Here is a 12,340-nt window from a genome sequence, read left to right as displayed (position 1 = left end):
GGACTCGTCGCCGCCGCGGTCAGCCGAGCCGAGTCCACTTCTGACGAGTTAAGCCACCTCAATGCGCGTCCGGCGCACCGATCGGGGATGCTGGAACGGTGCGTGACGTGGGCTCCCTTTCCGTTCCGGCGCGCCGCTGCGCCGGGCGGCATGCCGGCGCCGCTGGGTGGCTCGTGGTGGTCTGCTGTGTCGTGCTTGCCGGTTGCACCAGTGTTGTCGACGGCAGCCCGCGGGCCAAGACCGGGGGTCCGTCTTCCCGCGGGCCCATCCAGCCATCGCAACTCGAGGATCTGCTGACGCCATCCGGGTCGTTCTCGGTGGCGGCGAACAGCCCGCTCACCGAGGACGACATGCAGTCCGCGCTGTTCATCGGTGCGGACCCTGCCGAGTGCCACGGCGTCGTCGCGTTCGGCCGCTTTCCGCTGTTCCCGACGAACTACACCGGCCGCGAGGCCCGCACCCAGCAAGACCACCGAGCCGACCAGCACCAACTGCTGGAGGTGTCGGCGACCTATCCCGGCAACTTCGACGCTGCGGCATTCCTGGACTCGGTGCGAAAGTCGGTGTCCAGGTGCCAACATCCCGTCACCGCCTGGGGTGATGACGAGCGCAAGATGACGGTGAACCCGGCGCCGTTGGCACAGAGCCCATCCGAGGTTGCCCAGTGGACGACGAACTTGGCTGGGCAGCAATGGATCTGCGAATTCGCGATGATCGCGAAGGCCAATGTGGCTGCCGAGATCGTGACCTGTTCACCGGACCGCTCGGTGGATATCGAGGCACTGGTTACCAAGCGGCTCAGGAAAATCAACGAATTGCTGAAGTCGACGTCGTGAGACTCTGGCCCGCGCAGGCCACTTCTGGCGCGGCCGGACCCCTCATCGCCTCGGCCGGGGCGCGGATACTTGATCGCAACCAGCCAAATCCGGAGGTGTTCATGCGCGTCACTGTCGATTATGAGGTGTGCGAAGGCCACGGTCAGTGCCTGCTGGCCGCACCGGAGGTGTTCGATCTGCCGGACGGCGCCGGTCAGGCGGTTGTGCTCAACCCGGATCCGCCGGAAGCCCAGCGTCCGTTGGTGATTCAAGCTGCCGCGATGTGTCCCGCGCAGGCGATCAGAATCCTTAACTGAGCCGGTCGGTTTCGGCAACCTCATCGAGGATCCCGAAGCGACCGGCGAGCGCCGCGGCGGCTATGCGGTTGCCCACCCCGAGTTTGTGCAGCAGCGCGGCCACCATGCGTTTGGCGGTGCGCTCGGACACCAGCATCCGGTGGGCTATGTCGCCGGTCTCCATGCCGGTCGCCAGCAGCGTCCATAGCCTGAGATCCTGGGCGTTCAGACTTTCCAACAGTGCCGGCGGCGGTTTGCGGGTGTTGCTCAGTAGTGCGTCGAGTAGGGCTCCGTCGATTACCCGCAGCCCCTCAGCGATCGTCCACAACGGCCCGGCCAGCGCCTCCGGGCGCGCGGTCTTGGACAGGAACCCGTCGGCGCCGGCCCGCAACGCCCCCTCGGCCAGGCCCGGGTCGTCGGTCCCGGACAGCGCCAGAATCCGGGTACCGGGGTGGCGCTCCTTGATGTGCCGGATCGCCGCCACCCCGCCCAGCGGCGGCATCGAGAGATCGATGATCGCCACGTCCGCCTTACAGCGGGCTACCAGATCGGCGGCCTCCTCGACGTACGTCGTCTGGCCACCTACCGTGAACAACTCGCCCCATTCGCGGGTGAGCAACAGCGCCAGCCCCTGCGCGAACAGCTCGTGGTCGTCGACGATCACCACCACGTACGGCGAGCGGGTCATTGCCGTGATGCTAGACCAAACCTTATGGTCGGCCGGGTGAGACCGCTCGATCAGCTCAGGACGGACTTCGACGACGGGAACTACGGGCTGGCCCGCACTGTCGTGGCGGTACGGGTCGCCGTGGTGATCTCGATCGGTGCGTTGTTGGCGATCGGACCATACTGGGTCCGCGAGCACGCCGCGGCCACCGTGGTGGTGCTCGGCGGAGCGATGGCCTATGCCGCCGCACTGATGGCGTATCCGCAGCCGGAGGTTCGCCGCACCCGGTACGCGTGGCTGGTCACCGCACTCGACTCGGCGTTCACCCTCGCGCTGATCGCGTTGAGCGGCGGTGTCTACAGCCCGGTGGTATCGGTGCTGGCGCTGGCCGTCATCGCCTCGGCCGCCAGGTTGTCTTTGATCGAAACCCTATCCGCTGCAGTGCTTTTGGGGGTCGCGTATATCGCGGTGGCACTGCTGGCATCGCCACGGCGGCCCGTCACCGCGGCGCCGGCGCTGTTGGCCGGCTGGTCGGCGCTGTATCTGCTGTTCGTCGCGATCATCACCGCCGGGCTGGCCGCGCTCGCCGAACGGGAACACCGATCCCGACTGACGACGCTGGTCGAGGCCGAAGCCGAACATGCCGCCGCCGAAGAGGAACGCGACCTCCGGGCCCGCCTGCTGCGCTCCTATCAATCCCAGCAAGACGGACTCCAGGTGCTGGTACATGAATTCCGCACGCCCGTAGCCTCTTTGGAGGCACTCACCGAGGCGCTGATCGCCCCGCAACCGATGTCCGACGGTGACCGGGAGACCAGTCTGCAACTGGTGGCGCGGCACGTGCACCACATCGGCGATATGCTCGACGCCCTCTCCGACGTCGCGCTGAGCCGGCGTCCGACGTTCTCGACGGGCCGGGTGCGCCGCGTCGACGTCGCCGACGTGGTTCTGGCCGCTGCCGACGCCGCGGGTCTGGCACCGCCGCGGCTGCGGCTGAGCATCGAGGCCGGTGCCGTTTGGGTGGACGCGCAGGCACTGCGGCGCGTGCTGACCAATTTGCTGGAGAACGCCGCGCGGCACGGTCGAGACGAACCCGTCGATGTCACGTGCTCGCACGAGGGCGACGAGTTGGTGGTCGCCGTCGCCGACCGCGGTCCGGGCATCCCGGCCGACAGCCTCGGCGAGCTGACCACCAAATACGTCAGCCTCGGCGGCCGGCGCGGCACCGCCGGTCTGGGCCTCTGGATCGTCCAGCAGATCGTCGAGGCGATGGGAGGTCGCGTCGACTTCGCGGCCCGCGACGGCGGCGGGCTGGTCGCCACCTTTCGCGCCCCGGTGGGCTGACCCGTTGGCCCGTACAGGCCAGTGATTGGCACGCGCATCGGTGACGCTGCGCCGCCCCACTGGTCACCATAGGGTCCATCGGGCGAGAAAGGGACCCTCGGATGACCGCACCTACCACCAACCCCACCTACAAGGACATCGACCTGAGCGCCCGTGCGTTCTGGGCCAAACCTCCCGAGGAGCGCGATGCGGCCTTCGCGGTGCTGCGCGCGGAGAACCCGGTGCCGTGGAGCCGGGCGGCGGAATCAGACCTGCTGCCGCCGGAGCTCAACAACCGGGGCTTCTGGTCGCTGACCAAGCAGGACGACATCCGGATGGCCAGCCGCCATCCGGAGATTTTCTCGTCGGCCCAAGGCATCACGATGGAAGACTTCGCTCCCGAGGCGGTCGAGATCGCGCAGTCGTTCATCGCGATGGACGCCCCGCGGCATACCCAGCTGCGCGGCATCACCACCGAGGCGTTCAAGCCCAAGAACGTGCGGCGGCTGGAGAGTTGGATCCGTGGCCACGCGCACGACCTGGTCAGCGAGATGGCTCATCTCGGCGAGGGTGACTTCGTCCAACTGGTGTCAGTGAAACTGCCCGGCCGGATCTTCGGCAGCTTCTTCGGCCTACCCGAAGGCGATCTGCGCGACAAGGCCGTCACCGCAGCCCAGCGGCTGGTGGGCTGGACCGACCCGAACATCCGCGGCGAGCAGAGCGAACTGGAGCTGTTCATGGGCGCCGTGCTTGACCTGCACGCGGTGGCATCGGAATTGATCCCGGAGCGTCGGGCCAACCCCGGAGACGACTTGATGACCTGGATGGTGCAGGCCGAGTTCGACGGCAAGAAGATGACCGACGACGAACTGCGCGCCTTCTTCGTCCTGATGGGCGTCGCGGCCAACGACACCACCCGACATGCCTCGGCGCACGCGATCGCGGCCCTGTCCAAATTCCCCGACCAGCGTGCGTTGTTGGTCGAGGACGTCGAGGGCCGGGTCGGCACTGCGGTGGAGGAGGTGCTGCGCTGGGGATCACCGTTGCTCCACATGCGCCGCACCGCCACCCGGGACGTCACTGTGCGCGATGCGGAGATCAAGGCCGGCGACAAGGTCGTGCTGTGGTACTACTCCGGCAACCGGGACGAAGACGTCTTCGATGATCCGCACACCTTTAACATCTTGCGAAACCCGAACCCGCACATTGCGTTCGGCGGCGGCGGCCCGCACTTCTGCCTCGGCGCCGCACTGGCACGCACCATGCTCAAGGCGCTGCTTACCGAGGTCTACACCCGCATCCCCGACATCTCGGCACCCGAACCCCAATATGCGCTCGCCAATTTCATCAACGGCATCAACAGCCTGCCCGCGACCTGGACGCCGGAACGATGAAGACCAAAGCCGCTGTGTTGTGGGGCCTGCACCAGAAGTGGGAGGTCGAAGAGGTCGACCTCGACGGCCCTAAGCAAAACGAGGTTCTGGTCAAGCTGACCGCCAGCGGACTGTGCCACTCCGACGATCATCTGATCACCGGTGACATGCCGATGCAGTTGCCGGTGGTCGGCGGGCACGAGGGCGCCGGGGTGGTGGTCGAGGTCGGCCCGGGCGTCACCGAGGTCGCCGAAGGTGATTCGGTCGTGCTCAGTTTCATCCCGGCATGCGGCCGCTGCGAACCCTGCGCGCGCGGCATGAGCAACCTGTGCGTGCTCGGTGCGGCGATCATCGCCGGGCCGCAACTCGACGGCACCCACCGGTTCCACGCCAGAGGCCAGGGGCTGGGCCAAATGTGCGTGCTGGGAACGTTTTCCGAGTACACGGTGGTCCCGATGGCCTCGGTCATCAAGGTCGACGAGGGCACCGCGCTGGACACCGCGGCGCTCGTCGGATGTGGGGTCACCACCGGTTACGGCAGCATGGTGCGTACCGGTGAAGCCGGCGACGGCGACACCGTCGTGGTAATGGGTGTAGGCGGCATCGGGATGAACGCGGTCCAGGGCGCACGCATCGCCGGCGCGCGCGTCATCGTCGCGCTCGACCCGATCGAGTACAAGCGCACCCGTTCGCTGGAATTCGGCGCCACCCACACTGCGGCGACCGTCGAGCAGGCGCAATCCCTCGTCACCGACCTGACTCGCGGTCAGCTGGCCGACGTCTGCGTGGTCAGCACCGACTCCGCCGAGGGCGAATACGTGGCACAGGCTTTGAGCCTGGTCGGCAAGCGCGGCCGGGTGGTGATGACAGCCATCCCCCACCCCAGCGACGCCAGTGTCGCCATGTCGCTGTTCGATTTGACGCTGTACGAAAAACAGGTCCGGGGATCGCTTTTCGGCTCTTCCAACCCACGTCGCGATATTCCCCGGATGCTCGACCTGTACCGGGCCGGGCGGCTGAAGCTGGACGAACTGGTTACCCGCGAATACGCGCTCGAAGAGATCAACGAGGGCTACGCCGACATGCATGCCGGGGTGAATCTACGGGGCCTCATCCGCTTTTGACAGGTACGTCCCGCTGGAGCGGGACGGAGGCACCGCTGGACCGTGACCCCTCCTTGACAGCAAATCATGCCATATGCAATAGTTGCGCTAGGCTTGTTTACGTCGGGCGGTTTCGCGCCTGAGCAGCTACGATCCCGAACGTTGGCGTCGTGGCGGGACGCCAATGCAGCCGGAAACGCCTAAACGATCCGTCAACTATCAAGGAGTGGTAGATGTCCGAGCAAATGTCAGTAAACGCACAGTCGCGCCCTCGGCAGGTGCGCCGCCCAATCCGGCTGATCTGGATTGCCGCGGTGATCGGTGGCGTGGCGGTCAGCTTCGGCGCGGCCGAAGCCCAGACGCTCGGTAACAGTGCACCAACGTCCATCACCGCAACGCCGGAAGACCCGTGTCTGCTGAACAACACCTGCGGTCTCGAGAATCAGATCGCCGAAGACGAGGCGCAGGGTCGGAACTTCCAGGCCTACTGCGATGAGTTGAAACTCAGGAACGTCACGATCCCGGAATGCGAGTCGGCTTGATTTGACCACTCCGCCGCCTAGCGAGCACTTCTTTGTAGCTCGCTGGGTCGGCGACGGCGCCGCCGCCCCGCGCCTCCCGACCCACGTCGCTGAGACCGTTGTTGTGGTGCAACGGCTTTGGGTGCAGGAGCCTGGTATGGGGCAACCTCACCCACCAACGCCTGGACTTGGGCGGAGTCGGCCGTCACGTGCTGCGGTTCAACGCGGACACCCGCCTTACGGAGCAGCGCGCGTGTGTCCGAGCGCTGCTCGGGCAATACCAGAGTAACCACGTCGCCTGCGTTTCCGGCTCGGGCGGTACGCCCGGACCGGTGCAGATATGCCTTGTGCTCGGTGGGCGGATCGATGTGCACCACCAGCTCCACCTCGTCGACGTGCACACCCCGCGCGGCGATGTCGGTCGCGACCAGAACTCTGGCCTCACCGGTGCTGAACGCTGCTAAATTGCGATCACGCGCCGGCTGAGAAAGGTTGCCGTGCAGGTCAACTGACGGAATACCGGCTTCGGTGAGTTGCTTGGCGAGTTTACGGGCGTGATGTTTGGTGCGCATGAACAGGATTCGACGTCCACCGCCGGAGGCCAGGCGGTGCACAAGTTCCTTCTTGGCTTCCGCACCGGCGACGTGGAACACGTGATGGGTCATTGCCGATATCGGTGCGTTCACTTCGTCGACGGAATGCAGAACCTGATCGCACAGGAAACGCTTGACGAGCTTGTCGACGCCGTTGTCCAGGGTCGCGGAGAAGAGCAGCCGCTGACCCCCGGCCGGGGTGGCGGCCAGGATACGGGTGACGCCGGGCAAGAACCCGAGATCGGCCATGTGGTCGGCCTCGTCGATGACCGTGATCTGGACCGCGTCAAGGCTGATCAAGCGCTGCTTCATCAGGTCTTCGAGCCGGCCCGGGCATGCCACGACGATATCGACCCCGGATTGCAGCGCCGCCACCTGCGGATTCTGCGATACGCCACCGAAAATCGTGGTCACGCGTAGATCGCAAGCGGCCGCCAGCGGTTGAAGCGTCGCGGTGATCTGGGTGGCCAGCTCACGGGTGGGGGCCAGTACCAACCCAGAGGGTCGCGCGGGGCGCCGCTTCGCGGACGCGAGCCGGCTGACCAACGGAATCGAGAACGCAAGGGTCTTGCCGCTACCGGTCTTGCCCCGTCCGAGCACGTCTCGCCCGGCGAGTGTGTCTGGCAGGGTCTGGACCTGGATCGGGAACGGCGTGGTGATGCCGGTCGCGGCGAGCACGCTGATCAGGGATGCACGCACGCCGAGGTCGGCGAAGGTCTTGTCGGAGGTCACTCAGGTGCCTTTCGGGCATCGGTGTGCCCGTGTCGCGACGGTCGCGCACAGCGGGCACAATTCTGGCGAGATTGCCGGGAGGCAAAATCGATCGCCGCGAGATCGTAGTGCTGGGCGCACAGATCATCTGGACACGACGCGCTGAGCCCCGATTTCGGGCTGGCGCCGGGTGGGATGAGGAACGTTCCACGACGTGTTGGCGGTAGTAATGGAAGGCCAACGTTGTGGACAGTCTATCTCACGAGGGCGCATGGCCCTAATGCAGCGCGTTTCTCAACGTCCAGGCGATGTCGGTGTTACTTTCGGCTGTCCACTGACGCAGGGCTGACCGGGAGGAAGAGTGTCGCGCAACGTACGTAGGGTGGTAGCCGGTCTGGCAACGTCGGCGGTGGCGATGGCCCCGGCGGCCGCCGCGGAGCCCGGGCCGGGCAGTGGCGAGACCTTCTTCGTCGACTACCTGACGCGGGTGTTCAACCCGCCGGTCACAGAATCCGCAGCACGATCGATAATCCCACTGGCGCAACAGGTCTGCACCGCCCGGGAGCAGGGTCAAACCGATCTCCAGGCTGCCACCATCGTGCTGTCCGGCAGCGGTGTTGAAACGTTGGGCCTGGCCAGCGGGTCGGAGGTCGGCGACGAGCAGACCGCCCTGAACATCGTCAACGCGGCGACCCTGGCCTACTGCCCGCAGTACAACGCCACGATCGGTGAACCGGTGAACCCGAGCCAGCCCGTGGAGTGAGTCGGCGGCCGTCCGCGTTGCGTGTTGCCATGACACACAGCATGATTGGTGCCAGTAATGTCGTTTTCGACCAGCTGGGGCGCTTCGAACGCCGGAATGCCCGCGCTGCTCCCACAGGTGTCAACGAAGAGGGTCCTGACGACGCAGGTGGGCGGGGGCCGACCAGATGACTTGGCGGCTGCCGCGACAGGAACGCACCGACATGGCGAACGTTACCGGTATCCTGTTGCGCGAGAGTCCGTGTCGGCCGATGTGGTGTCTCACTTCGCCGTCGGGGCCGAAGTGAGCCGCTCCGGCATGGCCAATCCCGCCGCATTACCCGGAGGCACGGCGACGTGGTCGTCTGAGCGCTGAGAACGCTCCCACCCAGAGTGAACGCGACATATCCTGCGCGACGCGCATTCGTTACGGTGTCGGCCCCGAAGTGGCCGGTCTCGGACAACTCCGGAAAGCCACTGCAGTTTCCAGCCCGGCCGCTACGCCGCGCTGCTCGAACACGTCCTCGAAAGACTGGTACGGCAACGCGATCAGACGAGCTGCCGATCATGAACCGGCGATGCCGACGGCGAGCAGGACAGTGCCGACGACAAGGAGCAGACCCACGACTTCCATCCGGCGCCGTGCGGCCACCCAGCTGTTGAGCGCGATCAGTGAGCGGCGCGTCCTACCCGGCGCCAGCAGGTAGGCAAGAAGTGAAACCTCAACCGGGGCAAAGGCAACGACGTTGTACAACAGCAATGCCCCCACCTGTTGGGCGGCTGCGCCACCCGATGCCAGGATGATCGCCAGCGCGGCCAGATAGTCCACCGACGGCAGCGCAATACCCAGACCGGCCACCGCCGCGACCCACAGGTGCGTCCCGGTCAGCAGCTGCCGAAGCCGTGATTGAAGTTGTTGCGCTCGGGTCGGACGTTTCGCGGCGTCTGGGCTATCGCGGCGAAAGTGACTGACAGCGGCGCGAATTGCCAGAATCATCGCGGCCAGTACAGCAAGCCCGCCGATCAGGATCTGGACGGCGGCCAGTGTCAGATCGCCAGACGCGGTCAGGCGCCGCCGAAACACGAATATGACGAACAAACCCACCGCGATGCCCATGGCGAACCCGCCGCACAGGAATGTGAACAGCTGCAACTTCGGTCTGGGCCTGTTCAGCACGAGTACCGTCATGGCGATCCGGAACGGCTCCAGGCTCACGGCAAAAGCCATCACCAGGATGGGAATCCACATGGCGGGCCTGGATCAAGCGGTCCGGTTCAGTGTTCTGATTGCGGCGCGGGTTCGGTGGCGATCAGTTCCGTGAGACCGCACATGGATAGAATCGACATGAGCAACGGATGCGCGATCACGTTGATGTTGTCGGCGTGGGTGAACAGCGCATGGATGGCGGCGCTGTCCAGATACTCCACGGCACTGAGATCGACGGTGAGCTCCCCGCCGCGACTCGCGGCCTCGTTGGCAGCGGCGGACAGGGCTCGATCGAATGCGTCGATGTTGCTCAAATCGATTTCCCCGGTGGCCAACAGCACGAGATGACCGTCGTTGGCGCGGGCGGTGTCCAGGTTGAGCGACGTGGGCATCAGGTGATCCTCGCGGATAGGTGGACCGTGGTTCCGGCCGTGCCGGAGTTGATGGTGACGTCGTGCATCAGCGCCCGCATGAGCATGATTCCGCGGCCACGCCGGGGGTAGGAGTCCGGATGTGGTGTTTTCCACGAGCCGGTGTCGGTGATCGTCAGCTGCACCTGGTCATCCAGTGCCCTCGCGCCGAGGGTGACCATGCCCCCGCGACTGTGCCGGTGGCCGTGTTCGATGGCATTGGCGACCGCTTCGCCGGCCGCCAGAAGCACCTTGGCCGCTTGCTCCTGATCCAGCCGGGCCCGAGTCAACCAACCGCGCAAGGCACTGCGTGATGCGGACAGATTTTCCGGGTCCGCCGCGAAGGTCAACTGCAGCGGGGCGGGGTGACGGTAGAGCATCAGGACAACGTCGTCTTGGTAGCCGTCGTTCGGCGCGAGGCCTGACATGATCTGGTTGGCCAAGTCGTCGAGTGCGGCGGCACGGCCGTCATGGATGAACGTGGCGGCGCGCGAAATCCCCTTCTCCATGGGGACGCGGCGCCGTTCGACCAGACCATCGGTGTAGAGGGCGAGGGTGGCGCGCGCGGGCATCGTCGCCCGGGCTTCAGACCGGGGCCAGCCGGGCCGCATGCCCAGCGCGATGGTGCGACCCTCGTCGAGCTTGCAGATGGTTCCGTCGGAGCCAACCAGAATGGGCGGCGGGTGGCCCGCGCTGGAGTACACCAGTTCACCGGTGTCCGGGTTGAGCACGACGCAAACCGCGGTGCTGCACGGGGCTCCGGGCAACCGCGCGGCGAAGCGGTCCATTCCCGCCAATACGGCGCTGGGGCTGGAATTGTCGAACAGCAGCGCGCGGCACGCGCTGCGCACCTGCCCCATCACCGTTGCTGCGGCAAGCCCATGTCCGACACAGTCACCGACGATCAGGGCGATACGCCCGTCGTCCAGGTCGACGATGTCGTACCAGTCACCGCCGACCTGCAGGGGCGGGCTGGCAGCCTGATACCGAACCACGAAACCGTTCGGTAGCTGAGCAGGACCGAGAATCGCGTGCTGCAGCGCCAGTGCCGTTTCGCGTTGCTGATCAACCTGGTGTACCCGCTGCAATCCCTGCCCGAGGCGCCCCGCCAGCACGGTCAGCAGGGTCTGGTCCTCCAGGGTGAACGGCCGTTGCTCGGACAGATCGATCCAGACGACCAGCACACCCTCGGGATGCTGCAGCGCGATGCTCGCTGTGCCGGGCCGGGTGATGTTGGGCGTGAGCAGGTCGCCGTCGCGCAATGTAATTAGCAACTCGCGGACATCCGACGGCAGGTCCGCCCACTGTGCCGGCTCGCCGACGGAGGCCACCTGTGGCTCACCGTAACCGACCGCTTTGGTGGCCTCATTGCGAGTGGGGAATGTGACCGCCAGCACCCGGCGCGCCCGCCACAGGCGGCGCAACTCTTCAGCGGCGGCGTGCACGGCGTCGTCGACCGTATCTGCGAGTGCCAGTTCTTGATTGAGCGCGTGTTGGCGGCCGGCAGCCAGCGCCAGAGCGATGGCCGCATGCCGGGCGAAGTCACTGACCCGTTCGAGGTAATCGTTGCCGAACGGTGGCTGCCGGGGATGGCGTGCGACAGCGATGACGCCCAGCACCGAGTCGTCGGCAATCAGCGGAATGACGATCGCCGACCGCTCACCGACATCGGTGAAACCCTCGATCGGATATTGGAACGAGTCAGTGATCAGTGGTAGCCCCCGACGCGCCACACCGCCGGTCGTGGAGGCGTCCATTGGCACCTGCTGACCAACCACCTGCGCGGAGTAGCGGCCGGCCGTCGCGGCCACGACAAGGGTGTTGACCTCGAAAGCCGGCAGGTCGGGCTCGCCGGGCACCAGCAGAATCGCTTGCTCGGCATCCGCCAATTCCAGCGCCCGGTTCACGATGAGCTGCAACGGTCCTGTCTGCGGATCGCCGGACAGCAGTGCGGTCGTTATCTCGCGGCTGGCGTTCGTCCATCGCGCCGACTCACGCTCGCGCTCGAAGAGCCGCGCGTTGTCGATGGCGGCGGCGGCGGCCCTGGCCAGGGCCCGCACCGCCTCCTGCTGGAAATCGGAGAAGACCCGGCCAGGCCGGTCATCGGCCAGGTAAAGGTTGCCGAAATCGGCGGCACGGACAGTGATCGGAATGGCAAGCAGCGCCCGGATCGGCGGGTCGTCCGCCTGCAGACTCGTCGACTCGGGATAGGCACTCAGATCGTCGACGCGCAAACCCTCACCCACGTTCAGGGCGCCGAGACGCTGCGATGTCGCGTCGTCGATCCCCTCGTGGATGAAGGGGGACAAGGACCCGTCGTTTGCGCGTAGCCCCAGCGTTCCGTACCGAGCACCCGTGAGTTCCATGGCCCCGTTGACGATGCGATGCAAAATTATGTCCAGGTCCAGATCCGACCCGATCTCGACGATGACCCGTACCAGTTGCTGCAGTTGGTCACGAGCCGCCACCAACTCGTCAAGCTGCTCCTGGAATTGAGTCACCGGCGCGCGCCTGCCCGAACAGCCGGCTGCCGTTCATCCCGGTCGTTGTTCATAGTCTCGTACCTAGTCGTTTGGTTTC

The 12,340-nt window shown here is 66.0% G+C and carries 12 protein-coding genes; 7 read left to right on the top strand and 5 right to left on the bottom strand.

Annotation, left to right across the window (positions count from 1 at the left end):
* Positions 1 to 107 precede the first annotated feature (107 nt).
* Together ACX9NE_RS17910 and ACX9NE_RS17905 are read left to right on the top strand one after the other, a co-directional pair.
* Positions 108 to 836: a sensor domain-containing protein gene (locus ACX9NE_RS17910; RefSeq protein WP_459363710.1), complete on the top strand. Its 729-nt coding sequence runs from the start codon at positions 108 to 110 to the stop codon at positions 834 to 836.
* Positions 833 to 1,132 carry a ferredoxin gene (locus ACX9NE_RS17905; protein ID WP_459363711.1) on the top strand — a complete coding sequence of 100 codons (300 nt, stop codon included), beginning with the start codon at positions 833 to 835 and terminating at the stop codon, positions 1,130 to 1,132. The genes ACX9NE_RS17910 and ACX9NE_RS17905 overlap by 4 nt, the downstream gene beginning before the upstream one ends.
* On the opposite strand, the gene ACX9NE_RS17900 is transcribed toward ACX9NE_RS17905, so the two are convergent.
* Complete coding sequence (locus ACX9NE_RS17900; protein WP_459363712.1) at positions 1,125 to 1,799, bottom strand: response regulator; 675 nt, start codon at positions 1,797 to 1,799, stop codon at positions 1,125 to 1,127. The genes ACX9NE_RS17905 and ACX9NE_RS17900 overlap by 8 nt on opposite strands.
* Before the next feature lie 36 nt (positions 1,800 to 1,835).
* Between ACX9NE_RS17900 and ACX9NE_RS17895 the strand changes: the two genes are divergently transcribed.
* The 4 genes from ACX9NE_RS17895 to ACX9NE_RS17880 all read left to right on the top strand — a co-directional run bounded on the left by ACX9NE_RS17895 (position 1,836) and on the right by ACX9NE_RS17880 (position 6,119).
* Positions 1,836 to 3,122 (top strand): sensor histidine kinase, encoded by a 1,287-nt coding sequence (locus tag ACX9NE_RS17895; RefSeq protein ID WP_459363713.1) that lies wholly within the window; start codon positions 1,836 to 1,838, stop codon positions 3,120 to 3,122.
* Between the two features lie 101 nt (positions 3,123 to 3,223).
* Positions 3,224 to 4,495: a cytochrome P450 gene (locus tag ACX9NE_RS17890; protein WP_459363714.1), complete on the top strand. Its 1,272-nt coding sequence runs from the start codon at positions 3,224 to 3,226 to the stop codon at positions 4,493 to 4,495.
* The gene (locus ACX9NE_RS17885; protein WP_459363715.1) at positions 4,492 to 5,598 is read left to right on the top strand and encodes an NDMA-dependent alcohol dehydrogenase; all 1,107 of its coding nucleotides are present in this window, start codon (positions 4,492 to 4,494) and stop codon (positions 5,596 to 5,598) included. Before ACX9NE_RS17890 ends, ACX9NE_RS17885 begins: the two co-directional genes overlap by 4 nt.
* A 212-nt stretch (positions 5,599 to 5,810) precedes the next feature.
* Positions 5,811 to 6,119 carry a hypothetical protein gene (locus ACX9NE_RS17880; RefSeq protein WP_459363716.1) on the top strand — a complete coding sequence of 103 codons (309 nt, stop codon included), beginning with the start codon at positions 5,811 to 5,813 and terminating at the stop codon, positions 6,117 to 6,119.
* A 17-nt stretch (positions 6,120 to 6,136) separates the two neighbouring features.
* Here the strand turns inward: ACX9NE_RS17880 and ACX9NE_RS17875 are convergent, their stop codons facing one another.
* Entirely contained in the window at positions 6,137 to 7,423 is a 1,287-nt protein-coding gene (locus ACX9NE_RS17875) for a DEAD/DEAH box helicase (RefSeq protein ID WP_459363717.1), read from the bottom strand.
* Positions 7,424 to 7,763: 340 nt separating this feature from the next.
* Between ACX9NE_RS17875 and ACX9NE_RS17870 the strand changes: the two genes are divergently transcribed.
* Positions 7,764 to 8,165 carry a DUF732 domain-containing protein gene (locus ACX9NE_RS17870; RefSeq protein ID WP_459370743.1) on the top strand — a complete coding sequence of 134 codons (402 nt, stop codon included), beginning with the start codon at positions 7,764 to 7,766 and terminating at the stop codon, positions 8,163 to 8,165.
* Positions 8,166 to 8,708: 543 nt separating this feature from the next.
* On the opposite strand, the gene ACX9NE_RS17865 is transcribed toward ACX9NE_RS17870, so the two are convergent.
* From ACX9NE_RS17865 to ACX9NE_RS17855, 3 genes are read right to left on the bottom strand one after another with little or no spacing between them, the layout of a single operon-like run.
* Positions 8,709 to 9,392 (bottom strand): GAP family protein, encoded by a 684-nt coding sequence (locus ACX9NE_RS17865; RefSeq protein WP_459363719.1) that lies wholly within the window; start codon positions 9,390 to 9,392, stop codon positions 8,709 to 8,711.
* Between the two features lie 26 nt (positions 9,393 to 9,418).
* Positions 9,419 to 9,742 carry an STAS domain-containing protein gene (locus ACX9NE_RS17860; RefSeq protein ID WP_459363720.1) on the bottom strand — a complete coding sequence of 108 codons (324 nt, stop codon included), beginning with the start codon at positions 9,740 to 9,742 and terminating at the stop codon, positions 9,419 to 9,421.
* Complete coding sequence (locus tag ACX9NE_RS17855; protein WP_459363721.1) at positions 9,742 to 12,261, bottom strand: SpoIIE family protein phosphatase; 2,520 nt, start codon at positions 12,259 to 12,261, stop codon at positions 9,742 to 9,744. The genes ACX9NE_RS17860 and ACX9NE_RS17855 overlap by 1 nt, the downstream gene beginning before the upstream one ends.
* Positions 12,262 to 12,340: the final 79 nt, after the last annotated feature.

The sequence above is a fragment of the Mycobacterium sp. ML4 genome, assembly GCF_054515735.1.
Note: the sequence above shows the minus strand (reverse complement) of the source record. Positions and strands in the feature narration are given on the sequence as shown.